At 52.4% G+C, this 24,855-nt stretch carries 26 protein-coding genes; 11 read left to right on the top strand and 15 right to left on the bottom strand.

The genetic code is table 11. The features are described from left to right. Nucleotides 1-154 precede the first annotated feature (154 nt). On the top strand, nt 155-1,549 hold the full coding sequence (locus tag ACFVYJ_RS00525; protein WP_419414222.1) for a GGDEF domain-containing protein: 1,395 nt from the start codon (nt 155-157) through the stop codon (nt 1,547-1,549). Nucleotides 1,550-1,570: 21 nt separating this feature from the next. Further along, nucleotides 1,571-3,730, top strand: a complete 2,160-nt coding sequence (locus ACFVYJ_RS00530; protein WP_419414223.1) for a tRNA(Met) cytidine acetyltransferase TmcA — start codon at nt 1,571-1,573, stop codon at nt 3,728-3,730. On the opposite strand, the gene ACFVYJ_RS00535 is transcribed toward ACFVYJ_RS00530, so the two are convergent. The 4 genes from ACFVYJ_RS00535 to ACFVYJ_RS00550 form a co-directional block, all read right to left on the bottom strand. After that, the gene (locus ACFVYJ_RS00535; protein WP_419414224.1) at nt 3,727-4,227 is read right to left on the bottom strand and encodes a retropepsin-like aspartic protease family protein; all 501 of its coding nucleotides are present in this window, start codon (nt 4,225-4,227) and stop codon (nt 3,727-3,729) included. The two genes, ACFVYJ_RS00530 and ACFVYJ_RS00535, sit on opposite strands and share 4 nt — an antisense overlap. A 3-nt stretch (nt 4,228-4,230) precedes the next feature. After that, the gene (efpL, locus tag ACFVYJ_RS00540) at nt 4,231-4,797 is read right to left on the bottom strand and encodes an elongation factor P-like protein EfpL (RefSeq protein ID WP_419414225.1); all 567 of its coding nucleotides are present in this window, start codon (nt 4,795-4,797) and stop codon (nt 4,231-4,233) included. 97 nt (nt 4,798-4,894) lie between these two features. Next, complete coding sequence (locus ACFVYJ_RS00545; RefSeq protein ID WP_419414226.1) at nt 4,895-5,641, bottom strand: hypothetical protein; 747 nt, start codon at nt 5,639-5,641, stop codon at nt 4,895-4,897. Next, complete coding sequence (locus ACFVYJ_RS00550) at nt 5,638-6,795, bottom strand: methyl-accepting chemotaxis protein (RefSeq protein ID WP_419414227.1); 1,158 nt, start codon at nt 6,793-6,795, stop codon at nt 5,638-5,640. The genes ACFVYJ_RS00545 and ACFVYJ_RS00550 overlap by 4 nt, the downstream gene beginning before the upstream one ends. A 664-nt stretch (nt 6,796-7,459) precedes the next feature. Here ACFVYJ_RS00550 and ACFVYJ_RS00555 point away from each other — a divergent pair. Then, nucleotides 7,460-7,858: a phasin family protein gene (locus tag ACFVYJ_RS00555; RefSeq protein WP_419414228.1), complete on the top strand. Its 399-nt coding sequence runs from the start codon at nt 7,460-7,462 to the stop codon at nt 7,856-7,858. A gap of 60 nt (nt 7,859-7,918) precedes the next feature. On the opposite strand, the gene ACFVYJ_RS00560 is transcribed toward ACFVYJ_RS00555, so the two are convergent. The 3 genes from ACFVYJ_RS00560 to ACFVYJ_RS00570 are packed head-to-tail and all read right to left on the bottom strand — an operon-like array spanning nt 7,919 to nt 11,483. After that, nucleotides 7,919-9,823 carry an MOSC domain-containing protein gene (locus tag ACFVYJ_RS00560; protein ID WP_419414229.1) on the bottom strand — a complete coding sequence of 635 codons (1,905 nt, stop codon included), beginning with the start codon at nt 9,821-9,823 and terminating at the stop codon, nt 7,919-7,921. Between the two features lie 18 nt (nt 9,824-9,841). Further along, the gene (locus tag ACFVYJ_RS00565) at nt 9,842-10,084 is read right to left on the bottom strand and encodes a Rho-binding antiterminator (RefSeq protein ID WP_419414230.1); all 243 of its coding nucleotides are present in this window, start codon (nt 10,082-10,084) and stop codon (nt 9,842-9,844) included. After that, nucleotides 10,053-11,483 (bottom strand): methyltransferase domain-containing protein, encoded by a 1,431-nt coding sequence (locus ACFVYJ_RS00570; RefSeq protein WP_419414231.1) that lies wholly within the window; start codon nt 11,481-11,483, stop codon nt 10,053-10,055. Before ACFVYJ_RS00570 ends, ACFVYJ_RS00565 begins: the two co-directional genes overlap by 32 nt. Before the next feature lie 114 nt (nt 11,484-11,597). On the opposite strand from ACFVYJ_RS00570, the gene ACFVYJ_RS00575 reads away from it, so the two are divergent. The 4 genes from ACFVYJ_RS00575 (at nt 11,598) to ybaK (ending at nt 13,512) form a co-directional block, all read left to right on the top strand. Continuing rightward, nucleotides 11,598-11,813 carry a DUF3820 family protein gene (locus tag ACFVYJ_RS00575; RefSeq protein WP_419414232.1) on the top strand — a complete coding sequence of 72 codons (216 nt, stop codon included), beginning with the start codon at nt 11,598-11,600 and terminating at the stop codon, nt 11,811-11,813. A gap of 98 nt (nt 11,814-11,911) precedes the next feature. Continuing rightward, nucleotides 11,912-12,445 (top strand): BPSL1445 family SYLF domain-containing lipoprotein, encoded by a 534-nt coding sequence (locus ACFVYJ_RS00580; protein ID WP_419414233.1) that lies wholly within the window; start codon nt 11,912-11,914, stop codon nt 12,443-12,445. A 12-nt stretch (nt 12,446-12,457) separates the two neighbouring features. Beyond that, nucleotides 12,458-13,039: a hypothetical protein gene (locus ACFVYJ_RS00585; RefSeq protein ID WP_419414234.1), complete on the top strand. Its 582-nt coding sequence runs from the start codon at nt 12,458-12,460 to the stop codon at nt 13,037-13,039. Further along, the gene (gene ybaK / locus ACFVYJ_RS00590) at nt 13,036-13,512 is read left to right on the top strand and encodes a Cys-tRNA(Pro) deacylase (RefSeq protein WP_419414235.1); all 477 of its coding nucleotides are present in this window, start codon (nt 13,036-13,038) and stop codon (nt 13,510-13,512) included. The genes ACFVYJ_RS00585 and ybaK overlap by 4 nt, the downstream gene beginning before the upstream one ends. Before the next feature lie 4 nt (nt 13,513-13,516). On the opposite strand, the gene ACFVYJ_RS00595 is transcribed toward ybaK, so the two are convergent. From ACFVYJ_RS00595 to ACFVYJ_RS00610, 4 genes are all read right to left on the bottom strand, one after another. Further along, the gene (locus tag ACFVYJ_RS00595) at nt 13,517-14,836 is read right to left on the bottom strand and encodes a sigma 54-interacting transcriptional regulator (RefSeq protein WP_419414236.1); all 1,320 of its coding nucleotides are present in this window, start codon (nt 14,834-14,836) and stop codon (nt 13,517-13,519) included. Continuing rightward, nucleotides 14,833-15,321 carry a hypothetical protein gene (locus tag ACFVYJ_RS00600; RefSeq protein WP_419414237.1) on the bottom strand — a complete coding sequence of 163 codons (489 nt, stop codon included), beginning with the start codon at nt 15,319-15,321 and terminating at the stop codon, nt 14,833-14,835. The genes ACFVYJ_RS00595 and ACFVYJ_RS00600 overlap by 4 nt, the downstream gene beginning before the upstream one ends. Next, nucleotides 15,321-16,721 carry a HAMP domain-containing sensor histidine kinase gene (locus ACFVYJ_RS00605; RefSeq protein WP_419414238.1) on the bottom strand — a complete coding sequence of 467 codons (1,401 nt, stop codon included), beginning with the start codon at nt 16,719-16,721 and terminating at the stop codon, nt 15,321-15,323. The genes ACFVYJ_RS00600 and ACFVYJ_RS00605 overlap by 1 nt, the downstream gene beginning before the upstream one ends. A gap of 260 nt (nt 16,722-16,981) precedes the next feature. After that, nucleotides 16,982-17,320: an EF-hand domain-containing protein gene (locus tag ACFVYJ_RS00610; protein ID WP_419414239.1), complete on the bottom strand. Its 339-nt coding sequence runs from the start codon at nt 17,318-17,320 to the stop codon at nt 16,982-16,984. Between the two features lie 364 nt (nt 17,321-17,684). Here ACFVYJ_RS00610 and ACFVYJ_RS00615 point away from each other — a divergent pair, with 364 nt between their 5' ends. Next, complete coding sequence (locus tag ACFVYJ_RS00615; RefSeq protein WP_419414240.1) at nt 17,685-18,713, top strand: hypothetical protein; 1,029 nt, start codon at nt 17,685-17,687, stop codon at nt 18,711-18,713. Here ACFVYJ_RS00615 and ACFVYJ_RS00620 read toward each other — a convergent pair. From ACFVYJ_RS00620 to ACFVYJ_RS00635, 4 genes are all read right to left on the bottom strand, one after another. Further along, complete coding sequence (locus ACFVYJ_RS00620; RefSeq protein WP_419414241.1) at nt 18,699-19,427, bottom strand: DnaJ domain-containing protein; 729 nt, start codon at nt 19,425-19,427, stop codon at nt 18,699-18,701. The genes ACFVYJ_RS00615 and ACFVYJ_RS00620 overlap by 15 nt on opposite strands. Before the next feature lie 10 nt (nt 19,428-19,437). Beyond that, the gene (locus ACFVYJ_RS00625; protein ID WP_419414242.1) at nt 19,438-20,139 is read right to left on the bottom strand and encodes a hypothetical protein; all 702 of its coding nucleotides are present in this window, start codon (nt 20,137-20,139) and stop codon (nt 19,438-19,440) included. 74 nt (nt 20,140-20,213) lie between these two features. Beyond that, the gene (olsF, locus tag ACFVYJ_RS00630; RefSeq protein ID WP_419414243.1) at nt 20,214-21,968 is read right to left on the bottom strand and encodes a bifunctional ornithine lipid synthase OlsF; all 1,755 of its coding nucleotides are present in this window, start codon (nt 21,966-21,968) and stop codon (nt 20,214-20,216) included. A 118-nt stretch (nt 21,969-22,086) separates the two neighbouring features. Next, nucleotides 22,087-22,254, bottom strand: a complete 168-nt coding sequence (locus ACFVYJ_RS00635; RefSeq protein WP_419414244.1) for a hypothetical protein — start codon at nt 22,252-22,254, stop codon at nt 22,087-22,089. A 101-nt stretch (nt 22,255-22,355) separates the two neighbouring features. On the opposite strand from ACFVYJ_RS00635, the gene dinB reads away from it, so the two are divergent. From dinB to ACFVYJ_RS00650, 3 genes are read left to right on the top strand one after another with little or no spacing between them, the layout of a single operon-like run. Further along, entirely contained in the window at nt 22,356-23,441 is a 1,086-nt protein-coding gene (gene dinB / locus ACFVYJ_RS00640) for a DNA polymerase IV (protein WP_419414245.1), read from the top strand. Between the two features lie 30 nt (nt 23,442-23,471). Next, nucleotides 23,472-24,191, top strand: coding sequence for an outer membrane protein OmpK (locus ACFVYJ_RS00645; RefSeq protein ID WP_419414246.1), 720 nt, complete (start codon nt 23,472-23,474; stop codon nt 24,189-24,191). Nucleotides 24,192-24,210: 19 nt separating this feature from the next. After that, entirely contained in the window at nt 24,211-24,789 is a 579-nt protein-coding gene (locus tag ACFVYJ_RS00650; RefSeq protein ID WP_419414247.1) for a deaminase, read from the top strand. The last annotated feature ends 66 nt before the right edge of the window (nt 24,790-24,855 follow it).

Genomic DNA, 24,855 nt, shown 5'->3' on the forward strand with positions numbered 1-24,855 from the left:
GTTGAGAGCCGCCGGGCGCATGGGTCTGGGCCAGGGAAGACAAATGGAAACTAGGCTGCTAGTTTGATGCCTGTAGTTAAACTGCTGAGATTACTCAGTTCTGGTGGCATACTGTGTTTCAATAACGCATCTTTAAACGGGTTGGAAGAAGGCTATGACCTCAGAGATACAAACAACAAAGCGACAGCCGGGTATTGAGCCTGCATGGCTGTTTGCCCTCTGTGGAGTTCTGTTTGCCTTGATAGCGTTTTTGCTGCTATCAAAACAGGAGCAAGATGCCACCGCTAACGCATTTGCCACTGATATGGCACCGCATGCAGAGCAATTTGGTGTGCGCCTCCAACAAGAGCTGGAATTGGCGGGGCTGCTACGCAGTGTCACCGGAGCGACCGGACATGAGCCTGGGAACCTTGCTGCAGTTGTTCCATTGCTGGTACAGCAGCACCCGGCGGCGATGATGCTGGCCAGTTACACCAGTGCCGATAGCGAACCGGTGATCCGCTGGTTGCAGCCGGATGCGATCTCCCTGCAAACCGTGTTGCTGCCGCAGCTGGATGAGAGTGTTTCGGGCCAGCAACCAGAAACGCACCTTATCGCTTCTGAACAGGGCTTGTTGTTAATCAACAGCGCCAAGCGAAATAATGGTTTTCTGGTCACTGTCAGCCAACTGCAGGTATTGCTGCAGCAAAGTGGTTTGATGGACCTGCCGGAAGGCGTGAGTTTTGATTTAGCCATGGCGGGCAGTGCCCCATTACTGCAAAGTGAAATGCCTGTTGCCGAAGCGGTTGCAGTGGCGCGTTATGGCCTGTCGCTAAGAGATGAATCACTGGAGTTGGTATTTTATGCTGCTGATAGTTATCTAGTAGGCACGCTGAGTTGGATGCCGGCCATGTTGCTGTTAACCGGTTTGTTGCTGGCGTTCTTTTATGCCGCCTATCAGAAACGGCAGTCGGTCATGTTTCGGCAACTGCGTCACCAGCGTGATCAGCTCAGAATGCAGATGGAAGCCAGTGCGGTAACGGATCAGATTACAGGCCTGGCCAATCAGGTGCGTTTCGAACAGGTAGTGTTCAGCGAAATTCGGCGGGCCGTACGTGAATTTAATCCACTGACGGTGATGCTGGTTAAAGTGGATGGCTTCCAGGCCTATCGGGACCATTTTGGCCAGGGCCAACTGGAACAAATGCTGTCGCAACTGGGAGGCGTATTGGCTGAATGTATCTCCCGCCCGGGTGACCTGTTGGCGCATATAGAAGCAGAAACCTTCGCTATGTTGCTGCCTTCTACCAACGAAAATGCCCCAGTGTTGGCAGAACGTTGCTGTGAAGCCGTGGTCGCAGCAGCGATTCCTCAGGCTGATGCGGCGGCAACGGCGCATATCACGGTCAGTATTGGCGTTGTAACACTACAGCCATCTGACCGGCTGTCTTATGATCGGCTAATGGAACTGGCTGAGGAGCAATTAGAAAAAGCGTTACAGCAGGGTGGTGGTCGCTATCAATCCTTTATCGAAGCCACGGATGATTTGGAGCTGGGGTTTGGTGTCTAAACACCTGTTCCAGGTGAGTTTATGACAACGCTCACCCAATTAAAAAGTCGTTTACAGCAATTGGCGTTGCAACAATTTCACCGCCGTTTGCTGCTGCTTAGTGGCTCGGCTGACTGGTGCCGTGGGCATGCGGCAGCACTGGTTGACACAACGACCCTGTGGGTGGGTGACACCCCGCCACCTGATGTTGAAGCGGTGCAGGGACGTGACTGCCATCGCGTACTCGGACACACTTATACCTCAATCGTTTTTGATGCCTGGTCAGGTTTTAACCCCAACAGTTTTGGTCAGGTCAGTGGCACGCTACAGGGTGGCGGCATTCTGACTTTGCTGTGTCCGACGTTGGACCAGTGGCCTGAGTTTGATGATCCGGAGCACGCCTCTCTGGCGGTAGAGCCTTACACTACGGCAGATGTGGGGCGGCGTTTTATCAGCCGGATTAGCCGACTGCTGGAAGATGACCCTTATACGCTGATCGTGCATGAAACCAGACCGCTGCCGGATGACGATGCTGCTTTGGCTGAGCTCATAGAGCCTCAGTCGGTATTAAGTCATCAGGCGGTGCCACCGTTCGCCACAGAAGATCAGCAACAGGCAGTAGAACTGATTATTCGCCAGTTGCAGCGGGGGCGTCGTCCAGCGGTCTTAACGTCGGACCGAGGGCGTGGTAAAAGCACTGCGCTGGGCATTGCCGCGGCGCAGTTAGCCGGATTTGATTACCACGATATTCTTATTACGGCCCCTGACCGTAGCGCAGTGCAAGTTGCGCTTTCAATTGCTGCGGAACTGCTGCCGCAAGCCAGCTTGACTGAGCAAGGCGTAGTGCATGCGACAGGTCATATCCGTTTTATGCTGCCCGAGGAACTATTGCAGCAGCCCGGTGAAGGCCAGGTGCTGCTGGTGGATGAAGCCGCGGCGATTCCGGTGGCGATGCTGGCGCGATTGCTGAAACAGTTCCCGCGTATTGCTTTTGCCTCGACGGTACATGGGTATGAGGGTACCGGTCAGGGCTTTGCGATCCGTTTCCGGCGTGTACTCGATAGCGTTACCCCGCAGTGGAAGGCGTTTCATTTGCATACTCCTGTGCGTTGGGCACCGGAGGATCCGCTGGAACAGTTAGTGTTTAATCTGCTGTTATTGAATGCCGAGCCGGCAGTGTTGTCCGGCTGGCAAGATGCGGGGAGCGCGGTCAGTGTAACCCGCCTGGAACGTGATCAGCTGAATGAAGATTACACCACCTTGCAGCAACTGTTTGGCTTGCTGGTGCTGGCACATTACCGCACCACTCCGGGTGATCTGAGGATTCTGCTGGATAGCCCTAATCTGCATATCTGGATACTACGGGTCAGCGGCCAGGTGGCTGGTGCGGCGCTGGTGGCAACAGAAGGGCCGCTGCCAGAGGATTTGATTGACGCAATTTGGTCCGGTCAGCGGCGCCCACGCGGGCATCTTTTGCCCCAGACTCTGGTGCATCAGGAAGGCTATCGTATGGCCGCTGGACTGGCCTGTGGCCGAGTTATGCGGTTGGTGGTTCATCCGGATTTACAGCGCCAGGGTTTTGGCCGGTTGCTACTGCAGCATGTGTCTGCCGCCGGTGCTGAGATGAGCTGGGACTACCTGGGAACCAGCTTTGCGCTTACCGATGAGTTGTATGGTTTTTGGCGCGCCTGTGGTTATGAAATGGTGCGTCTGGGGAATCAGCGCGATGCTGTGAGTGGGTGTTTTGCCGCGTTGCTGCTTAAGCCCCTTTCGACTGCAGGCCGTGCCTGTATTAGTCGGGCAGAACAGCGGTTTGCCCGTCAATTTACCTACCGTCTGACCGATGACTGGAAAGCACTGGAACCTGCTTTGGTGATGGCGGTCCTGACCCAGGTCGACTGTCCTGAAACGCTGGATGAGGATGACCGGTCTGATCTAGTGGGTTTTGTGCGGTTTAACCGCAGTTATGAAAGCAGTGCCTATGCATTGCAAAAATTATTGCGCTCAGCCTTGCAGCAGTTGTCCTCTGATCAGCTGTCACACCTGCTGCAGAATGAAAACGTAGTGGTATTGCTACAACGCGCGCTGCAACAGCAGGACTGGGCAGACCTCAGCGCCGCAGGGCAGGGACGGCGTGGCCAGGTACGCCAGATGCGCGAGGCAGCAGGGTTGATCTGTGATCTGTTGCAGGCCAACGGCTAATAGCGCAGGGTCAGGGTGTCGCCTTTCTGCACCAGCTCCAGGTGCTGCATAAAACTCATGCCTAACAGCACTGTATCGCCGGCCATATGTGGATTGATATGTGCGCGTATGTTGTCCAGGCTGATGCCGCCCAGTTCAATATGGTCCAGTTCGGTGGTATATACATCGGCGGTGCCACTGGCGGTTCTGACCTGGTAGCGGGTGCCGCGCTTCAGGCCGATTCGTTCGGCAACCTGCTGAGGAATACTGACACTGGTGGCTCCGGTATCCAGCAGAAACCTTACGGCAACGCCGTTGATGGTGCCGGGCGCGATGTAGTGCCCGGCGCGGTTGCGTTGCAGTACCACTTCGCCATGACCGTTGGCATTCAGGTGACGGTTCGGGTTGTGCCGATCTGCCAAGTATTGGTCAAAGTAGACGTAGAGCAGGCCCAGTAGAATGACCCAGGTGAGTATCCACATGCCTCTGCCGATTTTGCGGGGTACCTGCCCTTGCATGACTTAGGCCCGGGACATAAATTTGCCAGTTTCGGTGCTGATTTTGACCTGCTCGCCTTCACGAATATATTCAGGCACCTGCACTTCAAGTCCGTTGCTCAGTGTGGCGGGTTTGGTTCTTCCTGTGGCGCTGGCGGATTGCATGCCAGGCACGCACTCGGTGACCTCAAGCACTACATTGGTGGGCAGTTGAATGGTTAATACTATGCCATCCACCATCAGTGCGGTGATGTTGCTCATACCGTCGCTCAGAAATGGAACCTGAGCATCAATTGAGGAGGAATTGAGGAAGTACTGGTTGTAGTCCTCATTATCCATAAAGATATACATGTCCTCTTCACGGTACAGAAAGCTGCATTTGCGATGTTCAAGGGTGGCTTCTTTTAACAGGTCGTCGCCGGTGAAGGTCTCTTCATATTTGCCGCCTAATGGCAGCTGACCGAAGCGAACCTTGTAAAGCGTATTAGCCCCACGGGATGAGGGGCTGCGCACATCGACGTTTTGTACAGCGTAATATTTGCTGTTGATCTCGATGACCATGCCTTTTTTCAGATCTGACGCTTTTGGCATAACAATCCTGCTTTATACAATTGATAACCGGCGGGCGCAGAGGCCCACAATGCTGATCATTGTAAGGCAGGCTTTGCAGCAGGAGAAGGGGTGGCTGTTAAAGCTGCTGCAGGTGTGTCCGGGTAATTTGAATCTGTTCGTCGATCAGTCGACTCAGCTGGCTGAAATACATGCCGGGATCAATGCTGATCTGATCGGGTTGCAGAATCTGTTCGCTCACCAAACGCTCGGTTTCCATCTGTTTGCCATTAGCTATCGGGTCGCTTTTCATCTGCTGTAACAAGTATTGCAGTTGCACCCGTACCGACGCCTGGCAGCGGCCTTCCCGTGCGGATTTAGCACCCAGGCCGCGCAGTCGTGCCAGGGACTCGGCATGATGCGGTCTGCGGATCAGGTTTTGCCACAGTGCTTCTTGGTCAAACAGGCTGTTCTCTGCAGTCAGGGCACAGTAATCAGCAATCTCAGTGAGCTCGTGCAACAGCTTTTCGATCAACTCGCTGTGGGGCATAAAGCTGTTTTCCGGGTTTTGGCGAATCTGTTGCCAATGTTGGTGCTGGATGCGCACCCGGGACGGTTTGCCGCAATAATCTGCCACTTGCAAGGGCTGCCACAGCCGATCAATCTCTCGGCTCAACTGCTGCTGCTCCATACGGTTATCATCACTTAGCGATGCGCACAGACCGCGATGCCGTTGCAGCTGCTGTATCAGGTCGAGTACAGCCGTAAGCTGGGTAATGCCTATCTGGGTCTGCGCCTGCAGGCGCAAGCGGGATTTATGCCGACTGAAAAGATGCAGGCCTATAAACAGGGAGCATAAGAGCGTGACAATCGCGATCTCAATCATACCTGCGCCTCCTTGATGTTGGCTTTGACGGAAAGGTTTTCCAGGTAATGGGTCAGTTCAGTCAGGGATTTGGCCTGCGCTGAGTGTTGTTCCAACAGGCTGCTGATAACGGTCAGTTTCTCACTTAGTTCACCGCTGGCCATGGCATGTTCATCTATGGCGTTGTGGACCTCGCCTATCAGTTGCAGGCTCTGGTTGCTACCTTCTTCGACCTGTTGCAAAAGGTGATGCATCTGTTCACAACCCTCGGCGCCATTACCCAGCTGGGTTTCACTGAGGGTCATGCTGTCAATCAATTGGCTGACACCATCTTGCATGCCGGTTACCAGTTGTGTGATGTCCTTAGTGGCTTTTTCTGTGCTGGCCGCGAGCAGGCGTACTTCATCTGCAACTACCGCAAATCCGCGACCTGCTTCGCCGGCTCGGGCAGCCTCAATCGCTGCATTGAGGGCCAGCAGGTTGGTCTGAGCTGCCACCGTTTCAATGGTGGTAACAAAGGATTGAATCGACTCAGCCTGGGTATTCAGCCAGTTAATTTTGTTGCTGGTATCGGTGAACTGATAACGCAGGTTTTCCAAGGTGGTCTGCAAGTCAGCGGCTTTCTGTGCGCCCTGCTGCGAATCTTTTTGTGATGTTTCAGCCGACTGGTGGGTGCGTGAAAGGTGGTCACGTATCTGTTGTACAGTCTGGCTCATCTCTTCAGAGGCGCTGGCGATTGTCAAGAGTTGGTTCTGTTGTTCGCCTGCGGCATGTGCTGTGTGGTTGGCTAAAGACTCCAACTCTTTAGTGGAAAACTGCATTTCACTGCATAGCTGCTCTGCCAGCTGGGTTTTCACAGAGTAGTTGCGGGCAAAACTGTAGAGATGCTGGGTGCTTTCTGTCAGTGGCTTGTCGCTACCGTTGTAGTCTGTCCGGAACTTCAGGTTGCCATCATTAAAGGCATTGATAACCTGATTTAGTTTTTGCCAGCGCTGACTGCATAACTGGTTAAAACTTAATTGCAGATATAGCAGTGGCAGTGCCAGCCATAACAGCAGGGTTAATTGGAACCAGGCGGCAACAGCGACCGCGCACCAACCTGCTACCAGTAGCAGTCCGGCGAAAGTCAGAGTTAACCGGTTCAGGATTGTGAAACCGGCAGACCAGATCAGCATAGATATCTCCAAAAAAGGATAAGCTACTGTTAAGAAGGCAAATAATATGCCATATAGAGGAAAACCGGGTCTGCTGGTATCAGTGGATTGTCCGTCTTATTAAAAGTGTATTTTGTGTGCATTAATTGTTCTCGTGTGCACTTTTATGGTGCAGTGGTGTAACTGTCGATCCGGGACTACTCGCTGGTGGGCGTTGCAATTGCGATAGGGTAATAAGTGCAGTGTTTATTTATTTGCTATGCACAAAATTGGCATAGGGTTTTTCCTGGATGCTCGATCTGGTTTCAGTCAGTGCGTCATGTGAAGGGGGATGCGGCTTTGGTTGTAGATTAGGTGATATTGATGAAGAATCTGATTTAAGGTGGGCCGAAAAAAAACACAAATAAATATTAATTTATCGTATTAAATCATAGATATAAGGCGTTCCTGTGCGGCCTTTTACCTGCTGGCATACAGTAGTGGATGATGCAATGTGACGCGAATCAGTTTGGTTTATTCTTTATAAATAAAGACCTTATATAATTAACGGCTTTTTTGTAGACTAAAGTATAATAAAAAAAGTTTTGTGCAGTGCAAAAAAATACTTGACTCATTTCTGATCAGGCTCTATCTTTGGGGCAAGTGATTTGTTGCGCCGCAACATTAAAAGATAAGGGGACTTACCATGTACGATATGAATAAATTTGCTGATATGTTCAAAGCTGAAATTCCTAAAGAATTTGCTGATTTCTTCAAGCCTGTTGAAGGTCTGGTAGAAGTTAACAAGAAAACTGCTGAAGTTTTGACTGCACTGTCTAAAGATTCTTTCGAAACTCTGTCCAGCGCTAGCGTTGAACAGTTCAAAGCTCTGTGCGAGTGCAAAGACCCTAAAGCTGCTATGGATCTGCAGGTTAAGTTTTACAAGCTGGTAGAAACCAAGCTGACTGAAACTACTGAAAAATCTCTGGCTACGCTGACTGAAGCTAAAGATGCTTACATGTCTTCTTTCGAAGAGTCTACTAAGAAAGTCACTGAAATGGCTGAAGAAGTAGCGAAGAAAGTACCTACTCTGCAAGCTGCTTAATGCAGAACAGTCTTCTTAAAAAAAACCCGGCTTAGCCGGGTTTTTTGTTTTATGGCGAACTCATTCACTGCTGTCGGGCAATGTAATCTCAAGATCCGATTGAGGAATGCAACTGCAGGCCAGAATCACGCCGGCGGCTTTTTCCGCATCTGATAGCGGCAGTTCTGACAGCCGCTCCACTTCTCCTGATTCCAATTGCACCTTACAGGTGCCGCAGATACCGGCACGGCAACCATAGGCGATGCCTATGCCGTTAGCTTCAGCCTGTTGCAGTATTGGTTCGCGGTTGTTGCCTGTCACCTGTACTGCATGGTTGAAGCAGATGTTCAGTGCACTCTCGGCCGCGTCTGTTTCCTGCTGCGGTGGCACTATATTAAAACTTTCCTGGAACCATTGCTGCTCCGCCAATCCGATTTGGCGGCAGGCGCCTTTGGCCGTTTGCATAAAGCCATTCGGGCCACAGCAATAAACCGCGCGCTCCAGCAGATCCGGTACTGCTTGTAACAGCGTCTCTCTGCTCAGGTGGCCAGTGACACCACTCCAACCAGCATCGGGTTGCGATAAACAAAAAATCAGTTTCAGTCGCGGATTTTGCCGTGCCAGCCAGAGTAGTTCATCCTGACAGATAAGGTCTTCCTTATGACGTGCCTGATGGAAAAAGACCAGATCCCGCTGGCTTTGGCTGTCGGTTAAATCACGTACCATTGAGAGTAGCGGGGTAATGCCGCTACCGGCTGAGAGCAGTAACAGTGCTGCTTGACCACTGCTGTTGACATGAAACTGGCCGCGGGGTGGGCTGGCCTGCAATATGCCGCCCGGTTGCAGGTGCTGGTGCAGCCAGGCGGAGACGCCCTGCGCATTGACCTGCTTCACGGTAATGGCGATATCGCTGTTTCTGGATGGCGACGAGGATAGGGTATAGCAACGTTCGGTGGTGCCATTTAAAGGCACCGACAGGGTGATAAATTGGCCGGCCTGGTACTCAGTACGGCAGTAGTTTTCCGGCTGGCTAAAACGGAAGGTGATAACGTCTGGCGTTTCCTGAATGCGGGCGGTGCAGGTCAGCTCGACCTGACCATCAGACCAGGCATCAGGTGTATGCTGTTGTACTGCAGATGTCGGCCGTACAAGCGGTGCTGATGCCGGATACACCTCCGGTGTCTGGATCTCCAAAACCTCAACTCTGTCACCTTGCTGTATGCAACCCTGATTGAGTGCCACCAGGTTCTGACCGAAATAAACTTCACCATCTTGGCCGCGCCGAAAGTTAATTAGGGTTTTTAAGGGTTCTGCGTTAGCGACTTTGTCTGCGGTTAATGGATCGTAGGTGGTCATCACGCAGCGGGAGCAGGGTTTAACCACGTCAAATTCCACTTCGCCGATACGTATTTTGCGCCAGTGATCCTCGGCAAAGGGCATGGTATCAGTGACCACTAAATTGGGTCGAAAGTGTGCCATGCTAACCGGCTGCGTGCTGCGCTGATTGAGGTCATCTAATGACGCCTGTGAGATCAGAAGTAAAGGGTAACCATCTGCAAAGGCGACCCCTTGCGCCGGCCGTCGGCTGGTATAGCGTTGTGATTGTTCTCCAAAGTACAGCAACCGGCAGGGGCGTTGCAGCTTGTCAGAAAACCAATTGTCCAGTGTCTCGCCACAGGATTGGGCATTTACTTCATCGCCCCAAATGTTCACCTGATGGTAGGTGTAGATTAATTCGGGGTAGCGCAGGGTGATATGCTCGCCATCCGGGGCAATGATCTCGATACCGTCCTGTAACAGTAACGCTTTAAACAGCAATAGTTTGGGAATTTCCCGGGCGGTCAGCATGGCGCCATCCGGGCTGCTGAGTATCAGGCGGCGATCAAACGGCAGGCCGTGGGGATCAATATTGGCAGCAGATAGCTGGATAGGGGCACAGGATTTGACCGGGTAGATATGGATGCTGTCCAGTCTGCTGACGGGCATTGGCTGTCCTTAACGAAATTAATAGGGCAGTGAGCTGATAATTTGATCAAGCCGGATGCGAAACGGTTCCCCGTCCCGGTTGTCTGCCAACAGGTACTCTGCTCCGCCAGTATATTCCAAATCCCGGCAGCGCAATTTTTCGCTGCGAATCTGGTTGCCATCATGCCATTTGAAAAGGTGGATAGCATGACGCATACAGGCTAACTCATAGCCATCATGCTGATCACAGTTAATCGGTTGGTAGGGTTTTTGTTCGGTCACGACAGGCCTCCTTCTGTAACAGCAGGATAGCACCCTCAACGGTACTATTGCCTTCCCGGCGTAATGTTAGAGTCTCTTGATGACGCATTATCAGCCCCCTGATGGAAGCTTGTTTACTGATATAGCCGATGCTATGCCTGAAACGGCCGGATGGCTGTAGCTGTGGCGTGTCAAAACTGCACAATTCCAGGGTGCAGACAAAATGCCCGCCGGGGGTAAGCCAGGCAGTCACTTTATCCAATAGCGTGGTGAGCTCACCCAAATAGATCAGCAGGTCCATCGCACAGATCAGCGAGAACTGCTGAGAGTTCTGCCAGTTTAAGACATCACTATGGATCAGTTGGGCGTAGCACTGTTTATTGGCGGCCAGGTCCAGCATACTCTGCGACAGGTCAACGCCGATCAGTTGCTGGCCGGTGGTTGCCTCGGCGAGTGCTTGCCCCATCAGTCCGGTGCCACACCCGAGATCAAGTACCTGCTGTGCTGGCAGTATGTTGAATGTCCTTAGCAGCGTGGTTGCCAGGGTCGGAGCGTTGTAGCCGAGTGTCTGGACCAGTCGCTTTTCAAACTCATCAGCACAACGGTCATACAGCGTGCTGACATAGCTGGCAGGGGCTCGTACGGTATCCTCGCCGGCTATAGCCGCCAGCATGTGCTGGGCGGTATGGTCGGACGGGTTACGCAAGAGACAGGCGCTATAGAAGGGCGTTGCCAATGCCGCATAACCCTCTTCGGCAATATAGTCGGCCAGATCACGCCAGCTGTCGCCATCAAGCTTTAGTTGATCAAGTTCGGCGAACAGCAAGCTTTGTTGTTGCAGCTGGCTGCCGATCAGGCACCACTCACATAGCCAGTCGTAATCCCGGTCTGCTTCAGTTATGTTTTTCAACTCCTGTTGTGCTGCTGCCGGTTGCTCAAGCTTGCGCAAGGCGATGGCATAGCCCAGGGCGGCAGATGCCATGCCTGGTTGCAGGGACAGGGCCTGACGAAAGTTGTCTGCCATGGCTGGAAAATCAGCTTCGCTTTCGGCCAGATTAGCAAGGTTGCAGTAAAATGCCGGATCTGTCGGGCAGATTTCGATAGCTTGCTGCAGTGCCTGCCGCGCGGCGTTAAACTGTCCCTGTTGTTGCAGGCCCAGGCTCAGGTTATTCAGCGCCTGGGCTTTTTGTTTCGCTGGTGCGGGTAAAGCTGCGGCGCAGTTAAGTGCGTAGACAGCTTGTTTAACTCTATGTTGCTTTAACAGTAATACCCCGAGCAGGTGCTGGGCATTGAAGTCTTGCGGCGACTGATGGAGCTGTTTCTTCACCAGAGCAATGGCAGGACCGAGTTTGTTTTGCTGCAGCAGGCGCAGGGCTTTCTGTAAGGGTTCAGTGGGTAACATGGTGTCATGTAGCGTCATCAGTTTGCGGCTAATATAAAAAGCCTTGGTGGTAGCTGTCCAGTACAAAAGGCTGGCTTTTATAGCGTGCGGTTCATAGGTTGCGGGTGATGGTTGAGGTGAGTATTTACAACGATGGATAAAAGCCAATTATTAAAGCTGGCACGGATGAATATGCCATTCGGTCGTTATCAGGGGCGGTTGCTAATGGAACTGCCAGAATCCTATCTGTTGTGGTTTGCCAATAAAGGTTTTCCCAAGGGGGAGCTGGGGGAATTACTGGCCCTGATGCTGGAGATCCGTATCCACGGACTGGAAGAGGTACTGATACCTCTGAAGCGCAGGACTTGACCTGGGCTGGAAACTAGGCGCTGTCCGCCCCTGCTTTTCAGGCATTATTCAGCCAAACTATGGTACAAGAATAAAAACCCACAACCCGGGAGGGCGTGATGAAATTACGGAATATCACAGCATTTTTTTTGATTTTGTTGAGCATGAGTAGCCTGGCGCAGGCTGCCTCTAATGTTGAGATAGATGCTAAAACCCGAGAGGCGCTGACAAAATTTTATCAGCACAGTGCGGCGGGTAAAGAGTTAATCAACCGGGCAAAAGGTGTGTTGATCTTTCCCGAAGTATACAAGGCAGGCATCGGCATTGGTGGTGAGTACGGCGAAGGGAAGCTCATGATCGGTGGCAAAACCGATGGCTATTACACTATTTTCTCGGCATCTATTGGTCTGCAGTTGGGTGCTCAAATCAAGTCCCAGATGATTCTGTTTATGACGGATGCAGCGTTGCAGAAGTTCAGGAATAGTCAGGGCTGGGAAGCGGGTGTGGATGGCAGTGTCGCGTTGGTGACACTGGGTGTGGGCGGCACCATTGACAGCTCTACCATCCAGGATCCCATCATTGGTTTTATCTTCTCCAATAAGGGACTGATGTATAACTTGTCTCTGGAAGGCTCGAAAATAACCCGAAAATAACAAGGATTGCTGATGAATAAGTTTGCACTGACAGTGTTAGCAGCACTACTGGCGTTGCCCGCCTATGCAGAAAAGCCAGAACATGCGGGTAAGAAAGAGCATAAAAAACATGCCAAAACGGAGCAGGTAACAGAACGTCGTGATGAGGAGCAGCGTCGTGACTACCGTGAAGGTCGCGATGATGAGCCAAGGCTGCAGGGTCGGCTGGAGTATCGCCATTTCAGTGATCGGGAGCGGGACGAAATCCGCCAGTATTATAATGATAATGCCGCGTCCGGCACCGGGCAGACCTACGGTAAGCAAAAAGAGCTGCCGAAAGGGCTGCAGAAAAAGCTAGAGCGGGGGGGCGAGTTACCTCCAGGCTGGCAGAAAAAACTGGCGCGTGGTGAAGTGCTGGATCCAAGTTTGCGTGGCTATGCACAACCTCTGCCGCGTGACCTGCTGGGGCGGTTGCATTATGACGCCGATGCGGTGGCTGACGAAGTGCTGCGGATTCAGGATAAGGTGGTCCGGGTCAGTCGCGGTGAAGGCACCGTCATCGATATTATCGACCTGGCTGATGTGATGTCCGGCAGGGGGATGCGCAGGGAATGACGCCGGCCATTAATGCGGCAAAAAAAGCCAAAGTTAAGCATCAGGTGCATGAGTATCGGCATGACCCGTCGGCTGACTCCTTTGGGGAAGAAGCTGCCAATGTGCTGGGGTTAGACCCGGCACAGGTATTCAAAACCCTGCTGGTGGCCTGTAATGGGGATAATAAACATCTGGCGGTGGCGGTTGTGCCAGTGGCGGGTAAGCTTGATCTGAAAGCCATGGCTGCGGCGTTAAACGTTAAAAAAGTGGCGATGGCGAACCCGCAGGATGCTGAGCGTGCTACCGGCTATGTCGTGGGCGGTATCAGTCCGCTGGGACAGAAAAAACGTCTGCCTCTGGTGCTGGACAGTAGCGCCAGCACTTTCCCAACCATTTTTATGAGCGCCGGTAAGCGCGGCTTAGAGATTGAGATGGCAGCCGCTGACCTGGTGAGGCTGACCTCTGCCGTCGTTGCCGAGATTGGTCGCGGCTAAGTACTTAGTCTTTGAAGCTGGATGCATCCATGTCGTGACGGTTTAGCAACTTATAGAAATCGGTGCGATTTCGTCCGGCAATGCGTGCCGCCTGGCTGACATTGCCCTCGGTGATCTGCAGGACTTTTTTCAGATAACGTTTTTCAAATTCAGCGCGGGCTTCATTGAAGCTGGGCATGACCTGGTCTTGATTGGCCAGCGCTCGGGACACAGCGCTGTCGCTGATTACAGGCGTGGTGCTGAGTGCGGTGACCTTTTCAATAATGTTTTCTAACTGGCGCACATTGCCGGGCCAGGCCGCTTGTGCCAATAACTGCAGAGCAGCACTGGAGATATTCTTTACTTTCGGATTATGGCGTTGTGCCGCGCGCTGCAGGAAAAATCGCGCCAGAGGGGGAATATCTTCCGCCCGTTCTGCCAGCGAAGGTAGATGCAGGTTGACGACATTAAGCCGATAGAACAGGTCTTCCCTGAACTCCTGCTGGGTCATGGCATCTTCCAGATTCCGGTGTGTCGCTGACAGTATCCTGACATCGACGGGCACTGAATCTGTGCTACCGACCGGTCTGATCTGACGTTCTTGCAAGGCCCTGAGTAGCTTAACCTGCAGGGGCATCGGCATATCGCCGATCTCATCTAAAAACAGGGTGCCGCCGTTCGCCGCCCGGAACAACCCCTCATGACTGCTGATCGCACCGGTAAAAGCGCCTTTGCAGTGGCCAAATAACTCGGATTCGAGTAATTGCTCGGGCAGAGCACCGCAGTTGATGGCGATAAAGGGCTTTTTGCAACGCGGACTGGCTTTGTGGATCGCGTTGGCCAGCATCTCTTTACCGCTGCCACTGGCACCAGTGATAAGCACGCTGACATCGGCACTAGCGACCTGTTCGGCTTCTTGCAGTACCTGTTCCATCAGTGGACTGCGGCTGATGATATCGGCCCGCCAGTCGCCCTGATTGACAGTGGTTTCAGCCAGGGCAGAACTCAATGTGTCCAGCAGCTGATCGCGATTGATTGGCTTGGTCAGAAAACCAAAAACCCCTTGCTGGGTGGCACTGACGGCTTCGGGAATAGAGCCATGCGCGGTCAGTATCACTACCGGCAGTTGTGGCATCCGTAGCTGGATTTGATGGAACAGGCTCAGGCCATCCATACCTTCCATGCGTAGGTCAGTTAGCACCAGTTGTACCGATTCGTCCAAGCGTTTCAGGGCGTCTTCGCCGCTCTCTGCGCAGGTGACACGATAACCTTCAGAATCCAGCCGGACACGTAATAGTTTCAGCAGGGCGGGATCATCATCGACCAAAAGAATATGTGCACTCATGGCTGGGACTCTCGCTCACGGGTTAGTTCGTTTTCAAGTTCAGTCAGCGCATTGATTTTGGCCTGCATCTCCTGATGCTGTTGTTGCAGGGTTTGTCTTTCCAGTATCAATTGCTGCATGCTCTCTGCCTGGCGTTGCCGCAGGTTCAGGTAGGTGTCCCCGGGACAGTCTTTGCTGGGATAGAGTACGAGGCGTTCATACAGCCGTACGGCCTGTTGCAGTTGTTCCAGGGCTGCATCTGGTTGAGACAGCAGGACCGCCTGTAACGCGATATTCTTATCACTTCTGGCTTGCTTCAAGAGCGCCGCTTTTTGTTTGGGTTGATGAAACAGGCTGAATTCGCTTTGTTGCAGCATCTGCAACTCACTATTGTTCATGCTACAGGTTCGTTCGCTACCTGTTGCTGGCACCAGAGTGTGCAACTGGCAGCCGGTAAGCAGCAGGGGCAGCAGACTAAGCAGGAATTTATAACAATGGCTTGGCATCAGGCAGCATCCATTTGGGTCAGGTTTACCCGAAAGCAAACCGTGTGATCTTTATTATGTTGCAGGGTAACATAGCCGCCCAATGCGCTGGCGGCATCCTTGACAATACTCAGGCCAATACCTGAGCCGCGTACGGGACCGGCCCGGCGGTTTTGCCCCTGATAAAAGGGTTCAAATAAGTGTGGTACATCACTGGAGGGAATGGTCGGGCCTTTGTTCTGCACATCGATAAACAGCTGTTTATCTTCGATGAACATTTTCAGGCGAATTTCACCCTGTTTTGCGCCATATTGGGCGGCATTGCTGATCAGGTTAGTCAGTATCCTCAGCAGCATATCTGCATCGGTATGCCATGTCAGATCGTGCTGTGGCAGGTGCAGGGTTATCTGTTTCTGTTCCAGCAGTAACTGGTGTGGCTCACAGGCCTGTTGCAGCAGGGGCAGTAGTGCTACAGGTCTGCCTTTTGTCGGTTGTAGCTGTGCCAGACGGTTGTAATCCAACAGCTGCTCGATCAGTTGTTGTAGCTGGCGGGCATTACTTTGTAGCAGGCTGGCAATTTCTTGCTGACTCTCATTTAGTGCCCCTGTGACTTGTTCGGCCAGCAGGTCTGAACCTTCTCTCAGTGTAGTGAGGGGTGTTTTTAACTCGTGCGACATGTGCCGCAGGAAACGGTGTTTTTCTTCTTCTGCGGCACTCAGTTGCTCGCTTAACCAGTTCAGTTGTTGCTCAAGGGAAACCAGTTCTTGGGGGCCACCTACGCCCAGATTTTCATAGGATTCACCTGTGCCCATGGCGCGTATGCGTCGAGCTATCCGCTTTACTGGCTGGATAATACTGCGACTGAAAATGATCATCAGCAGGAGGGAAATTGCCAGTAACAGTAAAGTTACGATTTCCAGCCGTACCTGAGTGTCCTGGGCGACCTGATTAAGGCGCTGCAAGCTTGTGTCTAGGTATTGATCCACCGACTGGTTCATGGTTTGGGTGAGTTGCTGCAGTTCTGCCGGGGGGTTGCTGGTATTTTGACGATAGTGATCCAGCACGTGCTGAATCAGGGTGTTTTGCTCCGGGTTGCTGTACAGCGCCTGATGCAGGGTGAACTGTTGTTCAAATTCGTTAATCAGTTGCAGCAAGCGTTGCCGGATATCTTCACGCTGCAGAATTTCGAACTGTTTTGCCGCACGGGTGATTGCTTCGGCCTGCTGCTGTAGCTGCTGGCCTCGGCGGGTGACCTCAAGTGCCTGTTGTGCAAGGACCCGGCCCTGACTGGACTGGTCAACCAATTGATCGGTGGCGTAATAGATCAGTATGCCAAAAGGCGCGACCACGGCGACAAAAGCCAGAATGACCAGCTGCTTCAGTGAGCTTAGGCGCCACATATTGGCAGGTTGTTTGGGCATGGGCAGAAGTGTAGGCAGCTAGACAGGTTAATCTATTATCCACAATCCCCGGCTTAATGTATTGCGGGCGGGGAGGGTAGAAACGAAAAAAGGCCGATTCATGGGCTGAATCGGCCGGCTAAATCAGGTGAATGGGCTAACTTGGAGAACGGACGTCCCTGATTTAACCTGCTCCCGAAATACCTGGGTAGGTGACTGTCAGCAGCTGTCTCGGAAGCTGCAGTCAACAAGGACGGTATCCGGGAAGCAAGGGCTCCCCCTCACAGAGAGGCGTTGTTTACCATGGCCAGTCGGTCACGTGTTTTTGCAGCACGGGCCCACAGGTTGGCAAATTCTTCCTTAGTCAAAAAACCATCCTTGTCAGTATCAATTGAGGCGAAGCCCTTGGACAGGGCAGGAGACACTTCAGCTTCTTTCATGCTGATTTTATTATCCTGATCAATATCCAGCTTGGTGAAAATCTCTTCGTGAGTTTCCGCCAGCGGTTTTGTCTCAGTGTTTTCAGCGGCCTGGTTCTTGGCAGGCGCGGTTTCTTCTGCACTTATGGCAATTGGGGTAACAAACAGCAAAGAAGTCAGCAGCAAAGCACAGGTTTTCATAATACACAGTCTCCTTACGGGAAAATTCAAACTCATCGATATACGGTTGGGTCATATCAAGTTATGTGCCATGTGTTTATTACTGCTTATAAATCAGGTGTATAGGTTTTGTTTTAAGTGTTTTCCTGGAGCGGCAGCGATGGATTTTTTATCATCTGATGATAAATCTGTTTCCAAATAGCGACAGGTTTTGGTTTTTTTATAGAAATTCAATATATATCAAGCAGATAAGGCGTATCCAAACGGAGACACGGGGCGGCATTTAGCGCATCGGATTGGCCAAGGTGCTACTGAGTGGTTGTTCCTGCCTAGCGGAGCAGCCTATTATCCGGTGCTTAGGGGCGAAATAGCAGGGAGTAAAGCAGTGTTAGTCACGTGTCGTTGGAGTGTCAGTGGGGTTTTGCTGCTCAGTCTACTGCTGTCAGGCTGCCAGGGTATACCGGTCAAAAAACAGCAGGCATTCAAGGTGTCTGAAGTGAATCAGCCGAGTTTGTTCCAACGAGGTATTGTCAGTCAGACTGCTGAGGGGGTGTTGCGCTTTCGCCCCTGTTTCGCGCGTTATGATTGGTTGTTGACGGACCCCACCGAGCGGCTACACAGCCGGTTTAGTGAACAGCTGGCACCGACGGTATATGGTGAGTTTTCACTGCGCCCTGGGGTGGATAGTCAGCATTGGCAAGTTCAGTCGATACATGTTTTAGGTGGTGGTAAAGCAACCTGTCGCTTCCCGTTGAACGGGATTAAATATCGTGCTGCAGGTGGGCGTGACTGGGTGGCGGACGTTACCGCCGACGCTGTCATCGTGCAGGATTATGCGCGGCGTTCGCGTTGGATATTTCCCGTAAATCAGACTGATGTTACTGATACGCTGGCGTGGCAGGGCGAGATGAAGGATCGCACGGGGAAGTCGATTCAGTTTGCCCTCGAACTGCAATCCGCCGTGTGTCGCGATGCCTTTGCCGGCGAGTATGAATTTCAGGCTGAGCTGCACCTTGATAAACGAACGTTGACCGGTTGTGCTCGGTCGGGTGATCTGGCACAACGTACGCTGCCCGGCCACTATTTGGCTGAATTAAAAGTGGCCAATACGCCCGGCCGTCGTATTGATATGCTGTTGTTTGCTTCCGGCAATATGGAGTTGCAACAGCACTATCTGGATCAGCAACCACCCGTGTTGCAGCAGGGGCAGTGGTCGTTGCTGCCAACGGGTAAACTGCTCGTGCAGATTGACCAGACGAATGGCCGCCCCGATAGTGATCTGCTGTTGTTTTCTCGTAATAACTCAGGGCAGCTGGTGTTGGAAGGTTTCAATGCCAGCTATGGCGAAAACCAGCTGCAACTGAAATTGATTGGACCCGACCCAGAACAGCTTTGGCACTTAGGGGTTCAATAGACAGTCCTTGGCCTGATTAATTTTCGCTGCCAGGTAATCACTGCCGCCGCGGTCCGGGTGGTATTTCTGCATCAGGCGGCGGTGGGCACTGATGATCTCTTCACGGCTGCAGCCGGGCTCCAGGCCGAGAATCTGGTAGGCTTCCTGCCGGGTCAAATGGCTGTTTCCCGGGGCAGTAGATGTCGTTTCACCGGGGTCATCGTCTTGCCAAGAGTCGCCAAAACGTTTGTTCAGATACGCTTCCAGCAGGCGGGCGGATTCTCCATCCTCCGCTCTGCAATATTGCAGCAGCTCGATAAACTGTTGCTCAGAGAGGTCTCCTAATTCTCGTCCCCGCATCGGCCCAGCCAGGATTTGTCCGTACATAACTCCGGCATCATGATCCAGCTGCATTTTCAGAATACGGGTTTGTACTTCCGATACGTTGCCTGCCTGGGGCTGTTGTGATTGGCGGCGCCGATAGAGGAAACGTAGAAAGGGAAACAGGCGCAATATCCAGGGGAAAATTTGCCTCGCGAAGGGGAGTAAAACGGCAAATACTGCTCCGATCCAGTGTAGGCGGCCGGTAATCGCCATCAGAATAATAGCCAGTGACACGATTACCAGCACGAGCAGGATCACCGCGCCCCCTCGTTTTTTCTGAGGGAGAGAGCGGACCCAGAACACCACCAATGCAACAATTCCGGCAAGCAATAATAGGCTGATGGGGTTCACGAAAGGGTCCTTATTTCAGTTGCTGAGTCAGGCGCAAAATGGTCGCCCCCTGTTGCTGGGCAAAATGCTCTAGTGCTTTTTTACCACCTGTGGCGAAGATAGCAACCGCTGTCAGTAAGGCTTTCAGTTGATCAGCACTGCGTTGGTCAAATTGCAGGTGAGCACCACCGGATAATCTGGCCATCTGTCGCATCGCATTTGCCGCCGCCGAATCACTACCTTCCTGAAATAAAAACAGAGGGGTATTGAGTAAACCCAGCTGCCCGGCCAGGTTGCAAAGTGTGTCGAGTCTTTCTTCCATACAGTCACCGACAAAGACGACCGCCTGTATCGGTTGTTTGCGGGTTTCATTCAGCGCATGACTGAGCACTTTGGCGATCTGGGTGTGACCGGCGGCGCATTGCACCTGTGTCATTTGTTGTAACAGGTTGGTGCTATCAGTAAACCAACGACTGTGGCGGAACTCGCCGAAGCCGCGAAAATAGCACAACTGAATCTGCAGATCACCGATTGCAGCTGCGGTGCTGAACATATCGCTCTGCAAGTGGCTGGCATGATCCCAGGTGGGTTGCCGGCTTGCTGTCGCATCCAGCGCGAACAACAGCCGGCCACTGCCGCCGGTGACGAGCGCTGGTGCTTTCGCCAATTGCTCAATAAACGCATCGATATCTTTCTGGCTTGAGCGGATGACTGATGGAGATTGCCGACCCATGGTGTGCCCTCAACACATGACTGATGTCAGTATAGTGTTTATAACCGGGTCATAGTTCCAAGCGGCGGCAGTGATTACTGCGGTGGGTTAAGGTAGCGGGCACGCTTTTTTTCTTTCAGGTATGCCATGTCAACCAGTACCAGGCCGTCTACGCAGTAGCCGAAATCCGCATCCACGCCAAAGTCCAGAAAGCGTACGCCGCCTTCCTGACAGACTTCACTGTACTGCTTGTACAGTGTGGGCACGCTGACACCCAGATAATCCAGTTGCTCTTTCAGTATGCGAAAGTCCGCTTTGTAGTCATTGCCACTGAAAAGCGATAATAGGTGTTGCTCGGTGTTCCGGTCGATCTGGTATGGGGAGTTGGAACTCGCCAGGCCCTCGGTGTCACCAAAATAATGGCGGTAAAACCAGACCAGTAAATCCCGGGCTGCTTTAGGGTAGCTGTTGCTAATGCTGACGGGCCCGAACATATAACGGATGTCCGGATGTTGCTGCAGATAGGCACCAATGCCGTACCAGAGGTAATCCAGACTGCGCTTGCCCCAGTACTTGGGCTGAACAAAGCTGCGGCCCAGCTCGATACCCTTGGCAAAATAGGGTTGCATCTGGGGGCTGTAACGAAACAGTGAGTCGGTGTAGATGGGAGTGTTGTTAGCCTGAATGAGTGTTGCCGTTTCTGCCAGTCGATAAGCCCCGGCGATCTCCAGTTCATCTTCATCCCAGAGAATCAGGTGGCGGTAGTAACTATCATAGCGGTCAAGATCGCGTTTTTGCCCGGTGCCTTCGCCTACCTGGCGAAACGCCACTTCCCTGAGGCGCCCTATCTCTTGCATCACTGCGGAGTCAGCCCGGTAATCAAACAGGTATATTTTTTTGCCATCAGCCGTTTCACCCAACCTTTGCGCCTGACGTAATTCCTGTTTCAGGATTTGCCGGTTTTGTGGGTGAGCAATGGTTTTTTCGGTAATGAACAGCGGCTTGCGTCCCTTGCCTATGCGGTATAGGTGACGTTTAAGCAGCTTGGATTTTTCCCGTGAGGAAACCGGAATGGCATCAATCTGGCTGAAAGGAATCGCCTCACCAACGCGCATCGGTAGCGAATGGCTGTGTTGTTGGAACATCTCTCGTGGCAGCATCAGGGTCGAAAGTTGACGGTTCAGGCTGGAAATACCGTAGAACAGTGAGGAGTTCTTGCCACCAATATACACGGGCAGGATCGGTGCGTTGGATTTCCGGGCAAACATGAGAAAGCCACTGTTCCAGCGTCCATCACGAATCCCGGTCAGACCGGCGCGGGAGACTTCGCCAGCAGGAAACACGATCACCGCCTCTTCGTTGTGCAGCGTATCGACAATTCGGCTGATGTCGGCCTTACGTGTACCCTTACCCATGTTGTCTACGGGCAATAATAAACGCTTCAGTGGGTCCAGACTCATTAATAGATCATTGGCGATGATCTTTACGTCGCGCCGGATCTCGCCCACCATTTTTAGCAGTGCCAGACCATCCAGTGCGCCCAGGGGATGGTTGGCAACAATCAGCACGCGTCCGGAGGAGGGGATATTGGTCCGGTCCGTGTGACTGAGGTTGTAGCTGAAATTAAAATGCTCCAGCACCTTATCGACAAACTCAAATCCTTTCAGGTCCTGATGCTGATCGAGAAAACCATTGATCTCCTGCTCTCGCACCAGTTTGCGCAGCAGATAAAGTGTCGACCGTCGCATGAGCGGCGGTTTGTTTTCAAAGGCAGGGTATTTCGTCAGTAGCGCTTGTTCTACGTTAATGACCGGGCTAACAGGGACGGGGTATAGATTGTCTGTATTCATATCCGGCACTGTATGCCAGTGCCATGACACTAAATTGATAGTTTGATGACTAAACTATGACAAAGCAGGCCAGCCGCCGATCAGCTGGTTTTGGCGCGGTTGCTGGTTCACGCCAGACTTATTCTTCGCGGTGAAACCAGATGTCTCGTTCTTCACGTCGTCGACCATGGTTTTTACGCCGGTCTAGTTTGCCGGGTTCAAAACGCACTTCTTCTCTGCGGTCATGATGCGTGCGGCGTTCATGGCCTTTGCGGCGGTTCTGGCCGTCCCATTCGGATTCCTGCATGACGTATCTCCCCAGAATCAGGCAGCTGACATAATCGGATTATTGCGTTGCTCTGATACTTTTATTATTTATAATTCTGTATATAAATACAGTGAATTGCTATGGCTACCCAACGAAAAATCATCCACATCGACTGTGACTGCTTTTTTGCTGCAGTTGAGATGCGCGACAACCCCGCACTGGCTCAAATCCCACTGGCCATAGGTGGAAGTGTAGATCGGCGCGGGGTAATTGCCACTTGCAACTATCCCGCGCGGCGTTTTGGTATCCACTCTGCCATGGCAACAGCTCAGGCGATCAGGTTATGTCCAGACCTGCACTTACTGCCTACGGATATGCAGAAATATCGGCTTGCTTCGGCACAAGTGATGCAGATTCTGACTGGATTTTCTGACCTGATTGAGCAGATTTCGATTGATGAAGCCTATCTTGATGTAACCGGCTCAAATCACTTTCAGGGCAGTGCAACCCGCATTGCTGCAGAGATAAAAGCGGAAGTGTTTCGTCAGGTTGGTATTCGTGTCTCTGCCGGTGTAGCCCCTAATCGTTTTCTCGCCAAAATTGCCAGTGACTGGCAAAAACCTGATGGGTTGTTTGTGATTAGACCTGAGCAGATAGCGCCTTTTGTGGCGGCCTTGCCGGTGGGAAAACTGCCGGGTGTTGGCGGTAAAACCGAGGCTAAGTTACAGCGCTTGGGCGTTGCAACAGGCTTGGACCTGAAACAACAATCACAGGCGTTATTAAGTCAGCAGTTTGGCAAATTTGGCTTGCGCCTCTATCACTTGGCGCATGGGGTGGATGAGCGGCCAGTAGGGGTAGTCCGTGAGCGTAAATCAGTCAGTGTTGAACACACCTTTGCCGAAGATCTACCGGATTACACGACCTGCCAGCAACAACTGCCCGCTTTAATCGACCGGTTGCGGCAGCGCGCGGCCCAGCATTTGAAGCAGAGGAACATTGCCGGTGCGGTGGTCAAAGTGAAGTTTGCAGACTTTACCCAGACGACCGCCGAGCATCAGGTCACGCGTCCAACCCTGCAATGTTATGAAAGCCTGTTGCGAGAAGCCTATGGGCGGGGAGGGAAGCCGGTACGTCTGTTGGGGGTGGGTATCAGGCTGTTATCCGGAACTCATAGCACCACAGAGCAATTAGACTTGTGGCAGGATGATGAAAACACGTACATTTAGTCTGTATTTCAATCAATTGGAGTGGCTTCTATGGCATGTCGCGGGCTATTGTTTTGCCTGTTGTTGGTGCCGTTTAGCGTACAGGCGGAGCGCCTGTTTGCAACGACCAGCCTTAGTTATCTCAATGGTAGTCACTATCAGTTGGGTGATAATCAACGCGAGGTTATAACCTTGGAACAAGCCTCAGTCTTCGACTGGGGCGACTGGTTCCTGTTTATTGACCGGCTAAAATCGGCAGCGGGTGATGATGAGACATATGGCGAGTGGGCGCCTCGCTTAAAACTGCCGTTCCTATCACCGCTAGAGCAGGACGCTGGCCTGCTTAAGGGTGTTTACTTGGCGACAATGCTGGAATCGGGACGGGCATTGGGCAAACGCTTTAATAACGCCCTCTATGGTGTGGGTGTTGGCTTGAATCTGTCTGGCTTTACGTACTTCAATATCAATCTGTATCGGGTGGAAAATGCCCGCTGGTCGGATGATGAACAGATGACGCTGACCTGGGCATACCCGTTCACTCTGGCCGGACAGCAATTACTGTATGACGGTTTTCTGGACTGGTCCAGCGCCAGCGCTATGCATGCAGCGGAAATGAATTTTACCTCGCAGTTAAAATGGCAACTGCCAGTACCTCAGGGCTGGGGTGACCGGCTGTACTTGGGCCTTGAGTATGCGCACTGGAATAATAAGTTTGGTATTGCCGGCGTAGACGAGCGAAACCCTTCTATTCTGTTGAAGTGGCATTTCTGAAATGTGATAGGTGAAGTGGATGATCGAAGCCCCGAGTATCAGCCAGCTTGAGCAGCAGCTGGCGGTATGTCGGACTCAATATCAGTCTGGCAGCCTGGCCGAACAGCGGGCGCTGCACTGTTGTACGCTTGCCATGGCCGCGCTGAGCAAAGGCAACTATGGTGTGGCAGCGATTTTGATCGACGCCAATGGTGCCATCTTGTCTCAAGCCGCGAATGGGGTGTTCACGCAGGGCTACCATCCTGGAGCGCATGCTGAAATTTCGCTTCTTGAGCGGTTCCAGTTGGACTATCCCGATTATGCAAACCCCCAGCAACTGACATTACTGAGTCTGCTAGAACCCTGCCCAATGTGTTTATGCCGTATTTTGGCATCAGGTATTGGCAGGCTACAGTATCTGGTTGCAGACCCCCAGGGAGGTATGGTGTCGCACCTGGCTCATTTGCCGCCCGCTTGGAAAAATCTGGCTCAGCTGTGCCAGATAACTTGCCTAAAACTCCCTCAGGAATTAGCCGATTTGGCTGGTTTTATTGCGACTGCACAGCGGGCTGCTTTGCGGCGCAAAACCCTACGTTATATTCGGCCTTCCGATCTGTAAAGTGGTTATATATCTGTTATAATTGCAGGCTTTGCTTACGCCTGCGTGCTTTTTTCAGGCCCCCAT

The sequence above is a fragment of the Pontibacter sp. JAM-7 genome (genome assembly GCF_048548695.2).
Taxonomy (GTDB): domain Bacteria; phylum Pseudomonadota; class Gammaproteobacteria; order Pseudomonadales; family Balneatricaceae; genus Neptuniibacter.